19 protein-coding genes are annotated in these 21,112 nt (G+C 38.6%); 10 read left to right on the forward strand and 9 right to left on the reverse strand.

All coding sequences use genetic code 11. The annotated features are described in order from the left end of the window. Positions 1–69: 69 nt before the first annotated feature. The 5 genes from rlmB to GQR45_RS08095 form a co-directional block, all read right to left on the reverse strand. Entirely contained in the window at positions 70–813 is a 744-nt protein-coding gene (rlmB, locus tag GQR45_RS08075) for a 23S rRNA (guanosine(2251)-2'-O)-methyltransferase RlmB (protein WP_165725643.1), read from the reverse strand. Continuing rightward, the gene (rnr, locus tag GQR45_RS08080) at positions 810–3,305 is read right to left on the reverse strand and encodes a ribonuclease R (RefSeq protein WP_165725644.1); all 2,496 of its coding nucleotides are present in this window, start codon (positions 3,303–3,305) and stop codon (positions 810–812) included. The genes rlmB and rnr overlap by 4 nt, the downstream gene beginning before the upstream one ends. 199 nt (positions 3,306–3,504) lie before the next feature. Continuing rightward, positions 3,505–4,239: an enoyl-CoA hydratase/isomerase family protein gene (locus GQR45_RS08085; protein ID WP_165725645.1), complete on the reverse strand. Its 735-nt coding sequence runs from the start codon at positions 4,237–4,239 to the stop codon at positions 3,505–3,507. Between the two features lie 98 nt (positions 4,240–4,337). Next, on the reverse strand, positions 4,338–4,952 hold the full coding sequence (locus GQR45_RS08090; protein WP_165725646.1) for a response regulator transcription factor: 615 nt from the start codon (positions 4,950–4,952) through the stop codon (positions 4,338–4,340). Further along, positions 4,949–6,052 (reverse strand): sensor histidine kinase, encoded by a 1,104-nt coding sequence (locus GQR45_RS08095; RefSeq protein WP_024609137.1) that lies wholly within the window; start codon positions 6,050–6,052, stop codon positions 4,949–4,951. Before GQR45_RS08095 ends, GQR45_RS08090 begins: the two co-directional genes overlap by 4 nt. Positions 6,053–6,379: 327 nt before the next feature. Here GQR45_RS08095 and GQR45_RS08100 point away from each other — a divergent pair, with 327 nt between their 5' ends. The 4 genes from GQR45_RS08100 (at position 6,380) to queG (ending at position 10,413) form a co-directional block, all read left to right on the forward strand. Continuing rightward, entirely contained in the window at positions 6,380–7,246 is an 867-nt protein-coding gene (locus tag GQR45_RS08100) for a DMT family transporter (RefSeq protein WP_165725647.1), read from the forward strand. After that, positions 7,243–7,947 (forward strand): glycerophosphodiester phosphodiesterase family protein, encoded by a 705-nt coding sequence (locus GQR45_RS08105; protein ID WP_165725648.1) that lies wholly within the window; start codon positions 7,243–7,245, stop codon positions 7,945–7,947. Before GQR45_RS08100 ends, GQR45_RS08105 begins: the two co-directional genes overlap by 4 nt. 45 nt (positions 7,948–7,992) lie before the next feature. Further along, positions 7,993–9,213: a methyl-accepting chemotaxis protein gene (locus tag GQR45_RS08110; RefSeq protein WP_165725649.1), complete on the forward strand. Its 1,221-nt coding sequence runs from the start codon at positions 7,993–7,995 to the stop codon at positions 9,211–9,213. A 66-nt stretch (positions 9,214–9,279) separates the two neighbouring features. Then, a complete protein-coding gene (gene queG, locus GQR45_RS08115; protein ID WP_007579922.1) occupies positions 9,280–10,413 on the forward strand; it encodes a tRNA epoxyqueuosine(34) reductase QueG in 1,134 nt (377 codons plus the stop codon). Positions 10,414–10,459: 46 nt separating this feature from the next. Here queG and GQR45_RS08120 read toward each other — a convergent pair whose 3' ends face one another. The 3 genes from GQR45_RS08120 to GQR45_RS08130 form a co-directional block, all read right to left on the reverse strand. Further along, a complete protein-coding gene (locus tag GQR45_RS08120) occupies positions 10,460–11,587 on the reverse strand; it encodes a response regulator (protein WP_165725650.1) in 1,128 nt (375 codons plus the stop codon). Between the two features lie 53 nt (positions 11,588–11,640). Further along, positions 11,641–13,635 (reverse strand): ATP-binding protein, encoded by a 1,995-nt coding sequence (locus tag GQR45_RS08125; RefSeq protein WP_165725651.1) that lies wholly within the window; start codon positions 13,633–13,635, stop codon positions 11,641–11,643. A gap of 119 nt (positions 13,636–13,754) precedes the next feature. After that, the gene (locus tag GQR45_RS08130; RefSeq protein WP_007579917.1) at positions 13,755–14,243 is read right to left on the reverse strand and encodes a GNAT family N-acetyltransferase; all 489 of its coding nucleotides are present in this window, start codon (positions 14,241–14,243) and stop codon (positions 13,755–13,757) included. Between the two features lie 81 nt (positions 14,244–14,324). Here GQR45_RS08130 and GQR45_RS08135 point away from each other — a divergent pair, with 81 nt between their 5' ends. From GQR45_RS08135 to GQR45_RS08160, 6 genes are all read left to right on the forward strand, one after another. Continuing rightward, entirely contained in the window at positions 14,325–14,900 is a 576-nt protein-coding gene (locus GQR45_RS08135) for a glutathione peroxidase (protein WP_165725652.1), read from the forward strand. An 86-nt stretch (positions 14,901–14,986) separates the two neighbouring features. Then, positions 14,987–15,268 carry a peptidylprolyl isomerase gene (locus GQR45_RS08140; protein ID WP_002958009.1) on the forward strand — a complete coding sequence of 94 codons (282 nt, stop codon included), beginning with the start codon at positions 14,987–14,989 and terminating at the stop codon, positions 15,266–15,268. A gap of 64 nt (positions 15,269–15,332) precedes the next feature. Further along, positions 15,333–15,911: a glutathione S-transferase family protein gene (locus GQR45_RS08145; protein ID WP_007579913.1), complete on the forward strand. Its 579-nt coding sequence runs from the start codon at positions 15,333–15,335 to the stop codon at positions 15,909–15,911. A 17-nt stretch (positions 15,912–15,928) separates the two neighbouring features. Beyond that, positions 15,929–16,279, forward strand: a complete 351-nt coding sequence (locus GQR45_RS08150; RefSeq protein ID WP_007579911.1) for a DUF2750 domain-containing protein — start codon at positions 15,929–15,931, stop codon at positions 16,277–16,279. A 99-nt stretch (positions 16,280–16,378) separates the two neighbouring features. Further along, positions 16,379–17,059 carry a hypothetical protein gene (locus GQR45_RS08155; protein WP_024609132.1) on the forward strand — a complete coding sequence of 227 codons (681 nt, stop codon included), beginning with the start codon at positions 16,379–16,381 and terminating at the stop codon, positions 17,057–17,059. A gap of 148 nt (positions 17,060–17,207) precedes the next feature. Continuing rightward, positions 17,208–19,781, forward strand: coding sequence for a M1 family metallopeptidase (locus GQR45_RS08160; RefSeq protein WP_101164453.1), 2,574 nt, complete (start codon positions 17,208–17,210; stop codon positions 19,779–19,781). Positions 19,782–19,831: 50 nt separating this feature from the next. Here the strand turns inward: GQR45_RS08160 and GQR45_RS08165 are convergent. Further along, positions 19,832–21,072 (reverse strand): IS3 family transposase gene (locus tag GQR45_RS08165; RefSeq protein WP_240920078.1). Its coding sequence is split into 2 segments (ribosomal slippage): positions 19,832–20,709 and positions 20,709–21,072, totalling 1,242 coding nucleotides; the frame shifts between segments, so codons are not numbered across the junction. Positions 21,073–21,112 lie beyond the last annotated feature (40 nt).

Consider the following 21,112-nt stretch of genomic DNA (forward strand, 5'->3'; position numbering starts at 1 on the left):
AAGCCGAGATTGAATTTCAATCTCGGCTTTTTTAATACCTAATTTGAATTAGGTATTATTTATTAGGTATTAGGTATTTGCGTTACGTTGGCGTAATACTTCAAACAAACAAATACCTGTCGCTACCGATACGTTTAAGCTTGAAACAGTACCCGCCATTGGGATTTTAACGAGCATATCGCAATGCTCACGCGTTAAGCGTCGCATGCCCTCGCCTTCTGCGCCCATAACAATCGCCATTGGCCCCGTTAAGCTTGCATCAAATACGTGGTTATCAGTTTCGCCAGCAGTGCCTACAACCCATACGCCTGCATCTTTAATTTCGCGAAGCGTACGTGCAAGGTTAGTAACTTGAATTAGCGGTACTGTTTCGGCTGCGCCACAAGCAACTTTACGTGCTGTGCCGTTAAGCTTGGCAGAGCGATCTTTAGGTACAATTATAGCGTGAACACCTGCAGCGTCTGCACTACGTAGACATGCGCCTAAGTTATGCGGGTCGGTAATACCATCAAGTACAAGTAAAAACGGTGTGTCTTCACGAGCGATTATTGCATCAAGATCTTTTTCGTTAAACGTTGGCGCTGCTTTTACGTTGGCAATAATACCTTGATGCTGCTCACCCTTTGATTTGCTATCAAGGGCTTTACGCTGCATAAACTGTACTGAAATACCAAACTTACGTGCTTCATCAATAATCGGAGTTGAGCGTTTGTCGTCACGACCTTTAAGGGCGTAAATTTCTACAAAGCGCTCTGGCTCGCTTTCTAAAATTGCTTCAACAGAGTGAAAGCCAAAAATTAATTCATTACTCACGTATTATCTGCTCCTGGGCTAGTACTTTTACGGGCATTTTTGCCAGCTCTTTTAGGCTTTTTAACTGCCTTCTTCTTCGGCTTTTTCTTTACGGCAGTGTCTGCTGCTTTTTTATCTGCGGGTTTAGTTGCAGACTTATTTGCAGGCTTGCCTTTATCTTTATTTGCTGGCTTTTTTTTACCTTTTGGTTTGTCATCGCTGTGTGACTTTTTACCCGGTACTTTGCCTGCTTTTAATTGCGAACGCACACTTGCTGGCGCATGCTCAGATTTACCTGAACCTTTTTTTGGCGCACGACGACGTGAGTATCTGTCTTGTGCCACATCGCCTTTAAGCGTTAAGTTGATACGGCGATCGTCTAAACTAACCGACGCAACTTTTACTGTTACTTTATCGCCAAGGCGATAAACAGTATGCGAGTGCTCACCTATTAGGGTGTGTTTTGCAGCATCATGTGCAAAAAACTCATCGCCTAAATTAGTAACGTGAATAAGCCCATCAATTTGTAAATCGTCTAAACGAATAAACAAACCAAAGTTAGTGACCGATGAAATAACACCGTCAAACTCGTCACCTACGTGATCTTGCATAAACTCACATTTAAGCCAATCCGCTACTTCGCGAGTTGCATCATCGGCGCGGCGCTCTGTGGTAGAACACTGCTCACCAAGTTGATCAACTTCGTCGTCGGTATAAGCGTATTCGCCAGACGTTTGCTGACCTTGTGCTTTTATAACTGCTTTAATAGCACGATGTACTACTAAATCTGGGTAACGACGTATTGGCGATGTAAAGTGCGCGTAAGCCGATAACGCTAAACCAAAGTGACCTATGTTATCTGGCTGATATACAGCTTGTTTCATTGAACGCAGTAGCATAGTTTGAATAAGCTCGGCTTCTGGGCGGTCACCTAGTCGCGCTAATACTTGGGTTATTTCTTTTGGTGTTGGCTCGTCGCTTAATGTGCTTTCGATACCTAACTCGCCTAAAAACTTAGTAAAGTTACCTAGTTTTTCGCTGTCTGGTTCGTCATGCACACGATAAAGCGCGCTTGCTTCGTGCTTTTCAAGAATTTTAGCCGCCGATACGTTGGCTAAAATCATACATTCTTCAATCAGTTTGTGCGCATCGTTACGAATAACAGGCACTATTGATTCTATTTTACGCTGAGCGTTAAATACAAAACGTGTTTCTAGAGTTTCAAACTCAATGGCACCACGGTCTTGGCGTGCAGCTTTAAGTGCCATATACATTTGCTGTAAGTCAGTTAAATGTGGCACTACGGCTGAGTATTCTTCGCGTAGTTTTTCGTCGTTTTGTAAAATGGCATTTACTTTGGTGTAAGTTAAACGTGCATGCGAGTTCATTATCGCTTCGTAAAACTTATAGCCCGAAAGTTTACCCGCGCTCGATACGGTCATTTCGGCAACCATACATAAGCGATCTACTTTTGGATTAAGCGAACATAATCCGTTAGAAAGCACTTTTGGTAGCATCGGAATTACTTGCTCAGGAAAATACACTGAGTTACCACGCAAAATTGCTTCTTTGTTAAGCGGCGTGTTCATTCCTACGTAATGCGATACATCGGCAATGGCAACCCATAAGCGCCAGCCACCCGATTTTTTAGGTTCACAGTATACGGCGTCATCAAAGTCGCGAGCGTCTTCGCCATCAATAGTTACAAGTGGTAAGTCACGTAAATCTACGCGGCCTTTTTTGTCAGCGTCTTCAACAAACTCACCTAGGTGAGCAACCTGTGCTTCAACTTCTTCAGGCCATACATGTGGAATATCGTGATTGCGCAGTGCGACTTCAATTTCCATACCTGGGGCTAAATGCTCACCAAGTACATCAATAATTTTACCTACCGCGTTCATGTTGCGGCTTGGATTTTGAGTGATTTTAACCTGCACCATTTGGTTATGGCGGGCACCGTTTTCGTTGCCTGGTAAAATCATTATATCTTGCGTTATGCGCGGGTCTTCAGCTACCACAACGGCAACACCATGCTCTACAAAGTAACGGCCAACAATTGGCGCGCGCTCGTTAGTAAGCACTTTTATAATACGTGCATCGCATTTTGAGCCAGAGCCACGTTTAGTGCCTTTAGCTAGTACAATGTCGCCATGTAACACCATATTCATTTGGTGCTTAGCAATAAACCAATCTTTACTCTCGCCTTCAACTTCTAAAAAGCCAAAACCGTCTCTGTGGCCTATTACTTTGCCTTTGGTTAAACCGGCTTCGTCAATTAGGGCATAGCATTTAAATTTATTAAAATACAGCTGTCCGTCACGCTCCATAGCGCGAAGGCGGCGTTTAAATGCTATTTGGCGTTCGTCATCGTTTACTGCTAGTTCTTCACATAATTGCGCGTAGTTAGCAGGTTTTGAACGCTCTTGAAGGTGAGTAAGTATAAACTCACGACTAGGGACTGGGTTTTCGTACTTTTCTTGTTCTCGACTGAGATTTGGATCTTGGTTTGACATTCACTATCTTGTTAGTTGGTTATGTAGGTATTTTAACCCATATAGTTATAATGAGACAGGTAAAAGCGATTAAACTTTTAAGAAAGCACTTTTACCTTGCTGTTTATCTTGCTGTATAGTTTAAAAATCTAGCGCAATGGGGCTTAACGACCCCTTAACTGCAAAGTATTTTCATCTAGTAGCAATACTAAGACTTATACTATTTTTTTTGTAGGTTTTTCCACAGCAGTTTACTTATATTATCAATAAAGCTTGGGTCTTCTTCTTTCATTGTAAGTAAAATCTGCTTATTCATTTGTGTTTTATTTTGAGCGTAAATCCAACGATTTTTATTAAATTGCTGGGCAAACTCAAGTGCACCCGCTTGTAGTTCGTCGTTATTTGCAAACACAGCTTCAACCACTTTATTGTCTAGCAACTGCTGTGCACCAACACGCTCTCCTGACATAGCTAAACGATTAAAGAATGTTTGCGAAATTGCTTTATTAATTATAGGAAACATCGACGGTACAAACGGAACCATTACATCCACTTCAGGAAAACAAAAGAAGCCTTTATCTGACTTCATAAATCTAAAATCGCACGCACACGCAAGTACAGAACCATTACCATAGGTATGCCCGTTTAACGCAGCAATAATAGGCATAGGAAAAGTAACTATGCGTTTAAATAAGTCACTTATTTGAATCATAAAGTCAGAAATTGCTGCAGGTAAAATACTTGGATTAGACATCCATTGAAGGTCGATACCCAATGACCAGTTTTTATCACTTGAAGACGTTAAAATAACTGACTTAATATTTTGTTCAGCTTCAATGTGGTCTAGGTGTAAATTAAACTCAGCCAAAAACGCTGGGTTGTGGCGGTTTTCAGCAGTATTCATGGTGAGTATAGCGATATTATTTTTAGTTGTTAGTTCTATTAAATTTGCCATTAAAACCTCTTTTAGCGCTTTTTAAGCCAACTTTAAGCGCTGTTCGTTACTTTTACATATCATAGTAATACTTTGCTTATAATTTATAAACCCACTAATTAAAGCCACCCTTTTTGTTTAGCTATACGCGCAGCATCTATGCGGTTAGTGGCGTTTAATTTTGCAATGGCGTCCGATAGGTAGTTACGCGTAGTCCCTTCGCTAATAAATAACTGCTTGGCTATGTCGCTTGTTTTAAGGCCATCGCTTGCAAGTTTAAGGGCTTTGCGTTCTTTATCGGTAAGTGGATCAGCGTCGTCTAATGCATTAATAGCAAGCTCTGGGTCAATTACCTTTTGCCCCTGTATTACTTTTTTAAGCGCATTTATTAACTCTTCACTCGGTGCTTCTTTTAAAATAAAACCTTTAACACCTGCCGTAAGCGCTCGCCTAATATAACCCGCACGAGAAAATGTAGTCATAATAACCATTTTTATAGCGGGGAACTTAGCGGCTATTTTTTCGCTGAGCTCTATACCATTCATGGTTGGCATTTCTATATCGGTTAAAATTATATCGGGATGTAAATCACTATCAAGCGCCTCAATTGCATTAAGTGCATCTTGCCCGTTACTTGCTTGCCCAATAATCTCAATATTAAAATCGAGTCCTAACAATGCTGCTACTGCGTCGCGCACAAGCGCTTGATCTTCCACTAAATACACTCTGATCATTGTAAATCCTTAGCTGAAATTGGTAGCATTACATTTAAAGTAAAAATATCGCCACAGGTAAATGTTGCACTGCCATTGAGTTGTTCTGCTCGCTCTTTAATACCATTTAGGCCATTGCCCGAATTTAATGTGGAGCACGGTGCACGATCAATAACGGTAATGAGTAGCTGCTGCGCTGTTTGTTCTATATTTATTTCGCAATTTTTTGTGCTGCTATGGCGTAGCAAGTTGGTAACGGCTTCTTTAATTATAAGGCCTGCGATGCCCTCTACTTTAGCGGGTAGAGTATTTAAAACTACATTAAATGAAACGTTAAAGTCTTGTTCTATTAATCTTTGTTTTAACTGTGCTACTTGGCTAACAAGGTTAAGCTGTTTTAAATCACTAACGGCGCTTCTTACATCACTGAGTAACTGCCTTGCCAGATCGGCCACTTGTGCAATTTCGCTATTTGCTTGAGCGTAACGCTCACCTTGGTTTAATTTATTGGCAAGCTCAGCTTTTAAAGCAATAGATGACAATGAGTGACCTAAAATATCGTGCAAGTCGCGGGCTATCCGTTCACGCTCAGCAATTGCTGCTAATTGCTCTAATTGGTTAGCGCTTTCTTGCTCACGTTTTTTGTACAGGCTCTCTCTTTTAGCTGCAATACCGTAACTAAATAAGGCTGCACATAAAATCAAAGCAACGGCTAAAAAGTATTGCACCTTCCCTATATCACCAATATATGCGCTTAATAAAACCGTAGATATAATCGCGAGTGCAGCATAAATTCTTTGATGGTAGCTATATGCATAGCCTGCTACGTACGCTGCAAAGCCAAATAAAGTAGGAGTACCTGTGGTGTAAAACGTGGCGCAAAAACAAATTAATAGCATGGCTACAAACAACTTGGTCACCCCTGCACTTTTACAGTTTATTGCTTTTACATATAGAAGAATAAAAGCAACATAAAAGGCTAAAGACATCGTTATTTGGTTAGCAGTAAAGCTCGCAAAATTAATTATTAGTGGGAGTAAATAAAAGCCTGTAAAAATTAAATGCCCATATTTCCAAAAACCTTTATCACTTTGTTGAGAAAAGGAGTTAAGCGAGCTCATACTAATACCTCAGGCATATTATTTTTACTTATAGGACTATTTTTATTAATAAATATAAATAACATAAAAATGCATGCCAGCATAAAGCAATCTGCGTACGTAATCGTAAAACTTAACGCCTCTAGCACTTCATTAATAGTTAAGCTGATTAAAATTAAAGAATTCATAATTATCCCCTGTTGAGTAAAGTAACTATGCCAGCGTATAAAAATAATAAGAGTGTGAAGTGTCATCAACTTTTATGACATTTGTCATGCGATAAAAAAATTCATCTTAAGAATTTTTAAGCAATGTTAATATGTTCAAAAAGTACAACAAGGAAACTAAATGCAATCTCAGCAGCAAAGTTTAATTTATTTGCACATAGCGGTATTACTTTTTGGCGGAACCGCTCTATTTGCCAAGCTTATTGGTTTAAATGCTTTAGATATTACCGTTTACAGAACAGCAATTGCAGGAATGGCTATTTTAGCCATGCTGTATTTTCAAAAAAAACAAATTAAACTAAACAAGCCTAAAGACTACCTTATTGCATTATTTTTAGGTGTTGCGGTGGGTATTCACTGGGTTACCTATTTTGCTGGTATGCAAATGGCCGGTATAACTATTGGAATGCTGGCATTTTTTAGCTATCCCGTAATGACGGTGTTTTTAGAACCCTTATTTAATAAAAGCTGGCCAAAAGCAAAAGATATAATAAGTGCAGCGGTGGTTGTTTTAGGTATTTACTTATTAGTACCAAGTGCAAACTTAGGCGACGATGTAACCTTAGGTGTAATAACAGGTGTTATATCGGCATTGTTTTTTTCAATCAGAAACATTACCCATAAGCGCTACTTTAGCCAATATGGTGGCCCGCAAACTATGTTTTATCAAACCTTAGTGGCAAGCATTATGCTGTGCGCATTTATAGAAGTGCCGGTGTATGAGGTTAGTAATCACGACCTAATTTTAATTGCCATAGCGGGTGTTATTTTCACGGCTACACCTCATTCATTATTTGCAGCAAGTTTAAAGCATTTATCAGCGGCAACTGCGGGGTTGATTTCTTGCTTGCAGCCACTTTATGGCACCATACTGGCTATAGTAATTATTCATGAACGTCCTACTGTTATGACGTTAGTTGGTGGAGCACTCATAGTTAGTGCCGCTTGTTTTGAAACGTGGTTAATCACTAAAAAGGCTCGACAATGAAAGTATTTGCACACCGTGGTGCCAGTGGGGATTTTCCTGAAAACACCAAAAGCGCTATTTTAGAAGCGTTAAAAGTAGGTGTTGATGGTATTGAAGTAGATATTCAAAGTTCCATCGATGATTACATGGTAATACACGACTCATGGCTCGATAGAACCACCAGCGGAAAAGGTAGGGTGAGTAACTTTACGGCACATGAACTATCTAAACTTGATGCTGGAAATGGTGAAAAAATTCCCACTCTTCAACAGTTGTTTGATTGGAATAACAATAAATCTTTATTAAATATTGAGCTTAAACATACATTTGAACTAGAAAGATTTGTGGCTCAACTAGAACAAAACATTGAAGCTAACAAAATATCGAAAGCGAATATTTTAGTATCATCGTTTGATCATCATCAACTACAGTGGCTTAAAAGCAAGCTACCATGGCTTAAAATAGGCGCCCTTACTTCTTCTATTCCAATTAACTATGCAAAGTTTGCAAGTGATTTAAACGCTTATAGCGTACATGCAGATAAAACCTTTATAAATAAGGCTTTTGCCGATGATGCAAAAAAAAGAGGCTTAAAGATTTATGCTTATACGGTCGATAGAGAACAAGATATAGCGCTAATGCTTGAGTATGGCATAGACGGAATTTTTACAAATTACCCAGCGCGAACCAAAGCTTACTTGTTATCGTTACAAAAAAGCTAACTTACACCTCCCTAACTAAAATTATAATTACAGGGCTTAAGCATAATGAGTGGTTTTATGAAAATTTATAACTATATAGAGCAAACATTCTTTTTTACCTTAACCCGTAAAATAGTTGGCAACTTAAGCTTTGTATTATTGTTTCAAGCAATTACGTTATTTTGGCTGCATCACAGCTTAAGCGAACAACAGCAAAGTACAGGGCTATTTTGGCTGCTTACGCTTGTTATTATATCTGGTTTTATTTTTACTCTTTTTTATATGCGCTTTTTAATTGTTCGCCCTGTGACTGCTATGCGCGATACTTTGATAAAAATAAACCAACAAGATGCAAATTTAGCAGCAAAACTTCCACACTTTTCGTATGACGAATTTAAAGATTTAAGTACGCAGTACAACCTATTTACTACTCATTTAAGTGAATTACTCAGCACAACATATAACAGTGCTCAAGCTAGTGCACACAGTAATATACAAGTCACTGAATCGATGAAAAATACTGAGCAATCAAGTGAGCAACAAATACAGTTAAGCCACAGTATTATTAATGCCAGTATGCAAATAACCCAAAGCTTACAAAACATAGTAAATAATACAGATAGCGTGCATAACGTTAATAATGAACACCTTAACTTTGTAAAACTATCTGCATCAGAGCTCGCTGCTTTAGTAAAGCAGGTTAAACTTATTACTAATATGCTAGGTAGCTTTTCAAATACAATTGCGGGACTGAAAGAGAACAGTGAAAACATTCGTAGTATTTTAAAAATGGTTGAAGAGTTTTCTGATCAAACTAATTTGTTAGCCCTTAACGCCGCAATAGAAGCAGCTAGAGCGGGTGAAGCTGGCAGAGGGTTTGCCGTAGTTGCAGACGAAGTACGCACACTTTCAATAAAGGTAAGTGGCGCAACTAGGCAAATAAGCGACTTTATTACTCAAATGAATGAGCTAGTAAATGAAACAAATAAAGAGTCAGAGCAATTAATGATTCACTCCAATAATGCACAAAGCTCAATTAGTGCAACCTGTGAGGGTTTTACAAAAATGCTTAGTGAGTTTGAGCACAACCAACAGCAACTACAACAAATAGCCAGTGCTGTACATATGCTTGAGGGCACTCAAACTAATACTCACCAATCGGTAGAGCAAATAGTAGCCTTAGGTGAGCAAGCTAAACAGCAAATAGATACGGCATTAGCCGATAGCGAGCAATCTCAACAGTTAAGCTTACAGACCCAACAACAGTTAAAGCGCTTCGTGCGCTAAGAAGCGTTTTCGGGCTCAGAGAAATATGGTAAATTACGCAGCTATTAATTTAAGTGTGTGAAGTGTGTGAGCAACCCTACCCCAGACTATGAAAAATTAGCCCTACAAATAAAAACCTGGGGGCAAGAGCTTGGTTTTAGCGAAGTAGGTATTACTGATATTGACCTATCTAAGCACGAAGCCCAATTGCAACGCTGGCTTGATGCTGGCTACCACGGCTCGATGGATTATATGGCTGCGCATGGCATGAAACGCGCTCGCCCTGCTGAATTAGTACCAGGTACACAGCGTGTTATATCCGTAAAAATGAATTATCTCCCTCCCGATGCTGGCTTTGCAAAAACCTTAAAAAATAAAGAAAAAGCCTATATAAGTCGTTATGCACTGGGTCGTGATTACCATAAATTAATGCGTAATCGTTTAAAAAAACTTGGCCAAAAAATAGAGCAAGAAATTGGCGAATATGGCTTTAGGCCATTTGTAGATTCAGCCCCGGTACTTGAGCGTCAACTTGCAGAAAAAGCCGGTTTAGGGTGGCGTGGTAAGCATTCGTTATTGATTAATCAAGAAGCAGGATCGTGGTTTTTTTTAGGCGAGCTATTTATTGATTTACCTCTACCAATAGATGCAGAGAATACGTTTGAAGGCTGCGGAAAATGCGTTGCTTGTATCACTCTTTGCCCAACAGGTGCAATTGTAGAGCCTTACGTTGTTGATGCACGTAAATGCATATCGTACTTAACGATAGAACACCAAGGCCCTATACCCGAACAATACCGAACTTTATTAGGCAACCGTATATATGGTTGTGATGATTGCCAGTTGGTATGCCCTTGGAATCGTTATGGACAAATAACGGATGAAAATGACTTTCATCCCCGTACTCAATTAAAAAATAAAGATTTACTTGAGCTATTTGCTTGGGATGAGCCTACATTTTTAAAAAATACCGAAGGCAGCCCTATTCGCCGCATAGGTCACGAACGTTGGTTACGTAATATAGCGGTCGGTTTAGGTAATGCAGAGTTTAGCCCGGCTATTATTCATGCCTTACAAGATAAAAGCCAAATATGCAGCGAGCTTGTTTTAGAACATATTGAATGGGCGCTTGCTCAACAAAACGATAAACAACGATTACAAATTCGTAAAACGGCTAGGTTAATCAGAATCGTAGAAAAAGGCTTACCCAGAGATGCATAATGCAGTTGGAGTAAGTCTTAAAGTAACATTATTTGATTAAGTATATTTAGCTCTTTAAAAGCAATGACAGGTCTTGCTCAATTTCAGCAAAAGCTGCTTTTACCTTTTTAACAGACTCCTCTCTGGCCACTGAGTTTTGGATAGTTTCATCTACTTTTTTATAAATAAACACCTCCTGATCTTCATCTAATCCCATTGATGGGATACGTTCTTCGAGCTCTTCTTGTAACTGTTTAAACACTTTTTCGTTGTTTTGACGGTTGTCATTCAATAAGCTAATTAAGCCATGAAACTTACTGTGAACTGTACTTGCTACGGCATTAAGTTTTGCTTGTTGTGATTCAAGCATTTTCTTAGTCATGATGGCGCGTAGCTGCTGCTCGGTAACACTGACAATAAAACATACGTGGTCGCGTATACGCCCGTGCTTATCTGAATCGTGATCAGGCATATTTAAAATAAGTAAGCTAATCAATTCATAGTTAACTAAAATTCGATGCGAAAATTCATGTAAGCGCCCTTTGTTTTTCAGCATTTCAAATAGCTCCACCACAATAGGTGAACACACGCCACTTAATGCAAAGTGACTAATTTCATCGTTCTCTCTAAACTCAACATTACTTTGCAAATCAAAAGATTGTAGGCAATCTATAAGCGCTTTACCTAGCTCTTGAGGGTCGTTAATAAAGCCTATGTTTTCAACGTAGTTAACTATCTGCCCCATTTCACTGCTGTTAGCCATGGCATTAAATGCAGTTGATGTAGCATCTTCAACTTGCTTTTCAAGGCTTTGTTTTTCAACAAGTACTTGGTTTAAATTTTTAAGCTTTGACTTAAGTTCATCATGGCCAAAGGGTTTTACAATATAGTCTTCTGCACCAACCGAGTAGCCTTCCATGCGCTCTTCAACTGTGCCACGAGCAGACACAAACATAACAATAATGTGTGCTGTATTTGGGTTTGCTTTAAGTGCCTTACATACTTCATAGCCGTTCATTTGCGGCATACTTACGTCGAGCAATATAACCTGAGGCATATAGCCCTCAACCATGTTTAAACACTCAGGACCATTCGTTGCTACTTGTAATTCAAAATCAAGATCCTCTAAAATTTCCTCAATAATTTCAAGGTTAAAGGGTTCGTCATCAACGGCAAGTATTTTAGTTAAGGCCATAATTTATCATCCATTCAAATTCTCAAAAAGTTACTTGGCTTGCCAAAAAACAATTAATTACTGTGTTGTATTAATTGATCTTCAGCCAAATGATCATCTAGATTTATTTCTAATGGCACCTGTATAGATATAGTTGCACCACCATTTTCGTTGTTACGTGCAGTGATCTCACCTTGATGTAAAGACACAAACTCTCTACACAATGCAAGGCCCAATCCGGTACCACCGGCACCGCTATTTGTTTTGCTGCTTTGTACAAACTTAGTAAAAATATGTTCCAGCTCATCTTCTGGTATACCGACCCCACTATCGGTAACCTCTATGGTAGCAAATCGACTATCTGACTCTAAATTTATCTGTATTTTACTTTTTGGTTCACTAAATTTGAGTGCATTACCTAATACGTTTCGAAGTAATTGGTTTATTTGCTCTTCATCACACTGCGAAATTACAGGTAGCGGCTGCGCGGTGAATACAACCTCAATTTCTTTTTCCATTGCCGTACCAGATACATCATCAATACTTGTTTTTATAATGTTCGCTAAATTATATGGACGAGGATTAAATGGAAACTTACCCACATCTAGCTTAGATAGGTCGAGTAAATTATTTAGTAACGACAGTAAACGCTCACCACTACTCTCTATTCGCGATAGGTATTTAATTAGTTTCTCTTTTGCAAAATCTCCAGTTTCTAATTTGCTTAAACCAAAACGTGAAAAACTTAAAATCGAATGCATTGGTGTGCGAAGTTCATGCGACATATTTGCTAAAAATTCTGATTTACTTAAATTTGCAGCTTCAGCAATATTTTTTGCATGTTCAAGCTGTGAAGTACGCGCTCTTACTTGCTCTTCAAGTACATCTTTTGCTTCAAGTAGTAAATCTTCTTTTTGCTTAAGGTGGGTTACATTTTTAAATATTACGGCAAGTGCTATTTCACCATGGTGATCTATCTCATTAAAAGATCCCACTAACGGTATATAGCCCCCTGCAGTTTTAGATAAACGTAAGTCGCAGCTAAATTGGCGATTACTATTTAATGTCGAAATTTTATTTTTAATACCTAACGTTGAATCATCATCTAAAAAGCTAAATACTGATTTACCTTCTAGTTCGTTAAACGGTAAGTTAAATAGTTTTAAGCAAGCATCATTAGCTTCTATCACTCTACCGCATTTCTCAAACAACATAATTGCATCGGGCGTATGCTTATAAATAACCTGAAGTAGGCTGTCTTTTTCAATCAGGGCATCAACTGTATCTTGTAGCCTTTCGACAAGTTCTGCGTTATGGCGTTTTAATAGCTCTGTTTGCCACAGTTTATGTATTGATTGTAATAATGAGCTGTCGTTCAATGGCTTAATAAGTACGTCTTCTACACCTTGACGAATAGCTTCAATCATTGAAACTTGATCGGGACGTGAGGTAAATAATAAGCAACGGCAATGTGGTTGCATTATTTTTAAGTTTGAAAAAATTTCTAAACCGGTTCCGTCATCTAAAACAAAATCACTTATTAGTATATCGATTTGCTTTTCTTTCGTAATTTCTAAAGCTTCTGCAGAGGTGGTTGCTGTATGGGTCTCGATATGAGCACCGATCAAGCTGCTTTTCATTTTTTCGAGGCGCTCAGGAACATGATCGACGAGTAAAATAGCGGGTAATTGCAAAATATGATTAGAGCCTAATTCTAGTAGGCTCTCTAAAAGAGAAGTAATTTCTTTATTAGAAAAAAATGGATATATCACGGTTGCGTCAGGCGCAACATGATTTAGCTCACTAAACGCAGTTAGTTGCTCACCACTTTGTGCTTTTGGAGCAAGCAGCATAAAACGCTCTTGCGCTACTTGGCTAACAAGCGGTTTTATAGAATCAACAGGCACACCATGGGCAACAACAACTAAGTCGTAGTCGCCTATATTGGTATACATGTCTAGCATGCTGAAATGAATTAATTCGACTTCACATCCTATTAATTCTAAAAGCACTTTCACACGCATTGCGATGACACTGCTACTATCAACAATTAATATTTTTCGAATCATCAAGCTACACTTCAAATTAATAAACTTAATATGTTAATAGCGTAGACTATTTTTATTTAATTGGCATAAACCCTTCGTCTTATTTTGTAAAAAAATATTACAACATTATGAAAAATAATTTATTCCAGATGTTTTCCAAAAATAGTAAGGCTATACGCCTTATCATCCATTATGGCAACGCTTGGCAACTCGCCCCATATTGCAAAATCAAAATGCTTAAACAATTTAACACTCGGTAAGTTATGACTAAAAATAAAGCCGAGTAATACTTTAATATTTAATTGCTTAGCTTGTGTTTGAGCAAATATCATTAGCTTTTTACCAAGCCCTTTACCTTGCGCTTTACTGGTAATGTAAATGCTCATTTCTACTGTGCCGTCGTAAGCTGGGCGCCCATAAAACGATTTATAACTTACCCAAGCAAGTACTTGGTTATTTTCGCAGTAAACGTAAATAGGCCTTTTATCGTTGTGGCTATTAAACCAGTCACGCTTTTCGTCAACGCTCACTTCTTGCGTATCTGCAGTTACCATTCGCCCTGCAATAGTTTCGTTGTAAATGGCTACAATTTCATTAAGATCATTAATAGTTGCTAAACGGATTGTCATAGGTCATTAGAGGGTTGATCAATTTGTTCCATATTAGCGTATGATTATCCAATCAAACAATCGTAAAGTTTAGGTAATGTAATGCTTAAAATAATTATAATAGGTTTAACGGCTTTACTTATTAATGCTCCCCTTCAAGCTCAAACACCATCAATCATAAATAAAACCTCTACACAGGACTGCCAAGATTTTACCAATGTAGATATACGAAAGCTTCGCTCAAAAGAATCTATTAACTTGTGCCAATTTAAAAATAAACCTTTGTTAATAGTAAACACGGCAAGTAATTGTGGTTTTACATATCAATTTAAAGGCCTTGAAGCCCTATATCAACAATACAAAGAGCAAGGTTTAGTCGTATTAGGGTTCCCCTCTGATGACTTTTTTCAAGAAGAAGACAATGAAAAAGAAACAGCGAAAGTATGCTTTGTAAATTATGGTGTAACTTTTCCCATGTTTGCCACCAGCAAAGTTCGTGGTAGCGAAGCAAATCCAATTTTTAAATATTTGAATGAGCAAACTAGCTCTCCAAATTGGAACTTTTATAAATACTTAGTGTCTGTTGATCGTAAAACAGTTTTACGGTTTAACAGCAAAGTGGCACCTAATTCAGAGCAAATGATTACTGCAATTGAAACTGCGTTTTCTGATAAATAAGTTTATACTGGTACAATTAGTTGAAACTAACTAGAATGATATTTCAATTCGGTTAAAAAAACACCACACTATACTCGGGAGATTTTATGACAGTAGCAAGCGCACGACATATACTTGTAGACAGTGAAGCACAATGCTTAGACTTAAAAACAAAAATTGAGCAAGGCGAAGACTTTGCTGAACTAGCAAAAGCACATTCTAATTGTCCTTCAGGTCAGGATGGCGGTGCTCTTGGTGAGTTTGGCCCTGGTATGATGGTTCCAGAGTTTGATAAAGTTGTGTTTTCTGCGCCAATTAATCAAGTACAAGGCCCTGTGCAAACTCAATTTGGTTATCATTTACTTGAAGTTACTAGCCGTTCAGAATAAATTTAACTGTACTGTAAGTAACATTTGATAAAAGCCGCTTATGCGGCTTTTTTATGGAGTAATTATGCAATTAATTGGTTCTGTACCTTCACCTTACGTGCGCCGCATTAGAATTTGGGCACAACAAAACAGCTGCAAACTAGAGCTTGTAAGTCTCGATATATTTTCTGAGCAAGATCGCCCTACTATGGCCAGTAAAAATCCAGCTCGAAAAATCCCAATCCTGGTAGATGGCGACTTAACACTTAGTGACTCTAATTCTATATTGCGTTATTTACTTGAAAAAACAGGTCAGCCAAAACTAACGTGGCCTCAAGAGCACTTACTTACGACTATAAATGCCTGTAACGATTCGTTAGTAGAAATGGTGTTATGTAAACGTTCTGGATTTGACACCAAAAGCGATAAATTATTTTTTAATCTGCAAAACGAACGTATTGAACAAACATTAAGCTTTTTAAATACCCATTTAAGCGATGAAGAATTTAAAAGCTGTGAATACCTCAACATCAGTTTATACTGCCTGCTTGATTGGATTTGCTTTCGCGAATTAGCTGACTTTAGTCAGCATTCAGCGCTTGTTGCTTTTCATAAGCAATATGACGAGCGCCAAGCAGCAATAGACACCAATCCTCGCCACTAATTTAAAAGGGTAAACACATGAGCGATATCGAAATTGAATCACAACTAGTTAACTTCGTAGAAAAAGTACGTGTTAGCGAAGTAATTTGGGCACTTGGTGCAGAAGATAATGGCTTTGTAGTGTGCGATTCTAACCAATTTGACGAAACTGACGTACTACTGCTTTGGGAAAGTGAAGCAGCAGCTAAAGCACAGTGTAAAGAAGAGTGGAAAGATTACAGCCCAGTAGAAATCAACCTAGATGAATTTTTAGATGCATGGGTTGAAGACTTAAATGAAGATAACGCACTTGTTGGTATCAATTGGAATGACGACCAAGTATGTGCAGAAATTGAACCTACAGGTTTAGCTCGCGCATTGAGTGAATAATACTTTATACGCTTTACTCTAAAAGCGGATAAAACCCGACTAGCATCTACTGCTAGTTGGGTATAAAATAAAACACATCATTATTTTCAAGGTATTACGTTGAAAACCCATCTTGGTCGCCGGCCCTTTTCAGCCATGGAACTGCACACTCTTTATAATGGATATATATACGGTGATTTTAAAGTTGCACGAGAGCAACCAAAACACTGGCATTTTTGGCTCCCTTTAATTGCATATTATAGTGGTGCTTATAGCGATGAGATTGGTTATTTAACGCTTGATGATCTGTCCCTTGAAAAAAACGTCTTATGCTTTAATTTTCATACCCACGGTAAAATAAAACCTCGCTTGGTTCCTGTACATCAAGCACTTATAAATGCTGGATTTAATGAATATATAACGTTCATCAAATCGCAAAACCAACACCGATTAATGTTCGACTTACCGGCTAAAACTGGCAGGTACAGTGAGAAAGTCCGCATTTGGTTTTCAGGCGAAGGTGAGCGAGCCGGTTATCTGCAAAAATGTGATATACCAAACGTAGATCAACTCGGTATGAAAACAGCAATAAGCAGTCTTCGTCTTAACTTTGAGCAACAAGTGCGTATATACGCCCTACAAGCTAACTCTAAAGACGCCTTTAATTACTTGATGGGTTTTAACGAGTATCCACAGGATGTGTTTAGCGATACCCACTTATTAAATACCGTTGTCCAACAAATACGTATTATTAACTCACACCTGCATTGGCAGCGTTTTATAACACGCGAAAGCCACTGACAAACTTTGTTACTATTTCCCCTTAAAGTCACCGTTATAATCAATTACTCTATTTAAAAAAACTGTTAGGATATCTAACCCCCTAATTATATGAGCATAAAAAAGCCTATTTAGGGTAGTTTCTAACAACAACAATCTAGGGATCACTATGTTTCTTAAAAGCCTCTTAACAGTGAGCGTTGCTTTGGCAATGGGTGCTGCAAACGCTAACGAATTCGTTATTGAAAAACTCGCAAAACCAAGTTCACAACAGGTGTCGTTAACACTCGACCCGAGCCAAGATACATTCACAGGGATGACTGAGATTTCCCTAGAAGTACTAAAACCAACAAAATACATTGAGTTAAATGGCGTAGCTTACGCTGTTAAAATGGCGCAACTGCTTGGTGATGAAAACTGTGATTTAAACAATGAAATGCTTAAAACAGGTAAAGTAAAATTTAGCTGTGATGAGCAAATTCAACCAGGTAAATACACCCTTAAAGTTGATTTTTCAGCGCCATATAACCGTCAAAGTGTTGGTTTATACAAAACATTAGACCAAGGCACTCCTTACTTATTTACTCAATTTGAAATGAGTGATGCACGCCGTGCATTTCCTGTTTTTGACGAGCCAAGTTACAAAATTCCATTTCAGTTAACGATTACTGCGCCTACATCACAAAAAGTATATTCAAATACGCCAGAGTTAAAAACAACAGTTAATGGCGATATGACCACGCACTTTTTTGATAAAACACCGCCAATCCCTTCATACCTAGTAGCGATGGCTGTTGGCCCGTTTGAAGAATTAGAAATTAAAGGCATGCCAATTCCTGGTCGTGTAATTACCCCTCAAGGTAAAATTCACTTAGCCCAATACGCAAAAGAAAATATGCCAAAAGTACTGGGTGCACTTGAGGCGTATTTTGGTATCCCTTACGTTTACAAAAAATTAGACTCAGTAGCGGTACCAGAGTTTCCATTTGGCGCAATGGAAAATTCAGGCTTAGTGACCTACAGAGAAGATATTTTATTGGTTGATTTAGCTGCCGCAACACGCAGTAAAAAACAGCGTAATGTATCAATTATTGCTCACGAACTTGCTCACCAATGGTACGGTAACTTAGTAACCATGAAATGGTGGAACGACTTATGGTTAAACGAAGCGTTTGCTAGTTGGATGGCAGCTAAAATTACTAAGCAGCTTAACCCTGAGTTTGAATCACACTTAGACTTACCACAAAACAACGTAATGGCACTTGATGCACGCCTAAGCACCAAGCCTATTCGTAAGCCAATTAAAACCGAAGCCGACATTATGGACGGTTTAGGTCTTGCTTACAGTAAAGGCAGCTCAGTACTTGCTATGGTTGAAAACTGGATTGGCGAAGATGCATTTCAAAAAGGTATTCAAAGCTACTTAAAAGAGTTTTCATATAAAAACGCAGAAGCGGCCGACCTATGGGAAGCACTTGGTAAAGCATCAAATAAAGACGTAGCGAGTGTTTTAAAATCGTTTATTGAACAGTCTTCTTTCCCACTAGTTAAAGTAACTCAACAAGGTAGCAAAGTAACTATTTCACAAAGCCGCTTTGTAAATGCAGGCGTTGATGCGCCAGAGCAGTTATGGAATGTACCGGTTGCAATTAAATATGGTGCTGGCGATAAAGTAAAAACAGCAAATGTATTACTTAATAAACAAAGCCAAACGCTAGACTTAGACTTTGAGCCAGAATGGATTTATCCAGATCAGGGTGCACTAGGCTACTACCGCTGGGTAATGGATGACGCACAATTTAGCGCACTTGTTAAAAAGGCGCCAAGCGTACTGAGTGACCGTGAACGCTTAGCGTTGTTATCGGCTACTGATGCACTACTTGACGCTGGTGTTATATCTGCTGCTAAGTTAATGCAAACACTTGAAGTGTTCGTAAGCGATAGCCACCCTCGCGTAGCAAATACCGCGCTAGGTTACTTAGTATCGCAACAACGTACTTTTAAAGACGATAGCAATAAAGACCTATGGCCTGAATTTATTCGCGGTGCAGTAACGCCTGCAGCTAAGAAATATGGTTTAGAAGCTAAAGCGGGAGAAGACGGAGCTATTGCACAACTTCGTGCGGCCGTTGTATCACGCTTAGGTTTTGATGGTGAAGATCAAAACGTAATCAGTAAAGCGAAAGAACAAACACAAGTTTATTTAAATGATCCACAAAAAGTAGACCCTTACTTAGCCGGTACGTACTTAACTCTTGCTGCTTTTCATGGTGACAAAGCGCTGCTTGATCAATTCATGACAACGTTTAAAACAACGAAAGATCCACAAGTACGCACTAACATGCTTGCTGCAATGGGCTTTTTTGGCAAACCTGAATTACAAAAAGCGGTATTAGCTTATAGCTTAACGGATGAAGTAACTGCATCTGACATGCGTACTATTTTGTCAGGTCAAAGTTATACAGATGAGCGCCAAGCGTTATTTATTGACTGGGTTTACAGTAACTACGATAAAGTAACAGCAAGCTTACCGCCTTTCTTTATTCCTAACTTACCGTACTTTACAACGGCGAGTTGTAATGCAGAAAGCTTAGCTAAAACAAAGACCTTTTTTAACGAAAAAGTAGCCGATGTAGCCGGTTACGCTCGTACATTAAGTAAGCTTGAAGAAAGCACAAACGATTGTATTGCGCTTAAAACACGTGAACTTGAATCGGTTAATAGCTTCTTAAAAAGTAAGTAACCCTTAGGTTTATTAAGCTATATGTCCCGTCCTAAAATACGTTGACGGTTTTAATTGAAGGCCAGTAGCTTTTGCTCCTGGCTTTTTTTGTGCACTTGGTTTGGTGTTTTCATTCCCAAACTCAAATGCGGCCTCATTTCATTGTATATTAATATTGATTCTTCGACGAGTTCACGTAGCTCTTTTAGATTTTGGCATTTATAGAGTAAGAACTCCTGCTTCAATATGCCGTTAATACGCTCCGCCAGTGCATTTTGATAGCAGTCATAGCCATCGGTCATTGATGGAATAATGCCATTTTCATTAAGCTTTATTTGATATACCTGCGAGCAATACTGCAACCCTCTATCTGAATGATGAATCGTACTACATTGATACTGACGATTATTGATTGTCATATCTAATGCCTTAACAACATCTGTCGCCTTCATTTCATCACTGAGTTCATAACCCATAATTTTGCGACTATACGCATCAGTTACTAGCGATAGATAGTGAACACCTTGCTCTGATTGAACATAGGTTATATCGCTTACAAAAACCTCTTCTGGCCGCGATGGTTGCACATCTTTTAGCAAGTTAGGATGCTTTTTCATCCAATGTTTACTAAAAGTAGTTTTAATGTAACTACGCTTAGGTTTAACCAATAAACGTTCATTTTTCAAATAACTAAAAAAAGCGTCTCGACCTAAACTTATGCCTCGCTCTATGAATTTTGGTTTAAGTAAAAAATACAACTTTCTTCCACCTAAGCGCGGCATAAAACGTCGTATTTCCAATACCATCGCTTTAACTGGTGCTAGTTCAATAGCACGCAGTTTAGCTCTGCTCTCTCGTTGATATATCGCTTGTCTCGTTATACCAAGCAGCATGCAAGCACGTTCTAAGCTAACTATTTTTTGCTTTTGAAGGCTTCTTGCTCCTTGGCAATATACTTTTTTCGAAGGCTTGTTCCATGCTCAGCGTCAAGGATATTAACCACTTCATTGAGTAACAGGTTACGTAAGTGCTCATCTTCAAGCTCTCGCTCGAGGCGTTTTATTTTTTGAGCGGGACTTTCTTTGGCTTTAGGTGATGTAGGCATAGTTATCTTAGGTGATTGAGTCCAATCCATCTTACCGTGTTTTCTTAACCAAGTAAGCACGGTAGAACGACCTTGTATGCCATAAATTTTTTGGGCTTGTTTATAAGTCATATCGCCTTTTTCTACAGCGTCGACAACTTGTAATTTAAAGCCTAATGAATAATCTCGTTGTGTTCGTTTGATCGGTGTATTATTTGACTTGGTCATAATAAATCCTAAATGTGTAAACACATTTCAGGACGAGACA

The sequence above is a fragment of the Pseudoalteromonas sp. SA25 genome (assembly GCF_011378705.1).
GTDB lineage: Bacteria > Pseudomonadota > Gammaproteobacteria > Enterobacterales > Alteromonadaceae > Pseudoalteromonas > Pseudoalteromonas arctica.

Coding starts and splice junctions, on each gene's coding strand:
- rnr (WP_165725644.1), bottom strand. CDS start 3,305: ATGTCAAACCAAGATCCAAATCTCAGTCGAGAACAAGAAAAGTACGAA.
- GQR45_RS08085 (WP_165725645.1), bottom strand. CDS start 4,239: ATGGCAAATTTAATAGAACTAACAACTAAAAATAATATCGCTATACTC.
- GQR45_RS08090 (WP_165725646.1), bottom strand. CDS start 4,952: ATGATCAGAGTGTATTTAGTGGAAGATCAAGCGCTTGTGCGCGACGCA.
- GQR45_RS08095 (WP_024609137.1), bottom strand. CDS start 6,052: ATGAGCTCGCTTAACTCCTTTTCTCAACAAAGTGATAAAGGTTTTTGG.
- GQR45_RS08100 (WP_165725647.1), top strand. CDS start 6,380: ATGCAATCTCAGCAGCAAAGTTTAATTTATTTGCACATAGCGGTATTA.
- GQR45_RS08105 (WP_165725648.1), top strand. CDS start 7,243: ATGAAAGTATTTGCACACCGTGGTGCCAGTGGGGATTTTCCTGAAAAC.
- GQR45_RS08110 (WP_165725649.1), top strand. CDS start 7,993: ATGAGTGGTTTTATGAAAATTTATAACTATATAGAGCAAACATTCTTT.
- GQR45_RS08120 (WP_165725650.1), bottom strand. CDS start 11,587: ATGGCCTTAACTAAAATACTTGCCGTTGATGACGAACCCTTTAACCTT.
- GQR45_RS08125 (WP_165725651.1), bottom strand. CDS start 13,635: ATGATTCGAAAAATATTAATTGTTGATAGTAGCAGTGTCATCGCAATG.
- GQR45_RS08130 (WP_007579917.1), bottom strand. CDS start 14,243: ATGACAATCCGTTTAGCAACTATTAATGATCTTAATGAAATTGTAGCC.
- GQR45_RS08135 (WP_165725652.1), top strand. CDS start 14,325: ATGCTTAAAATAATTATAATAGGTTTAACGGCTTTACTTATTAATGCT.
- GQR45_RS08140 (WP_002958009.1), top strand. CDS start 14,987: ATGACAGTAGCAAGCGCACGACATATACTTGTAGACAGTGAAGCACAA.
- GQR45_RS08145 (WP_007579913.1), top strand. CDS start 15,333: ATGCAATTAATTGGTTCTGTACCTTCACCTTACGTGCGCCGCATTAGA.
- GQR45_RS08150 (WP_007579911.1), top strand. CDS start 15,929: ATGAGCGATATCGAAATTGAATCACAACTAGTTAACTTCGTAGAAAAA.
- GQR45_RS08160 (WP_101164453.1), top strand. CDS start 17,208: ATGTTTCTTAAAAGCCTCTTAACAGTGAGCGTTGCTTTGGCAATGGGT.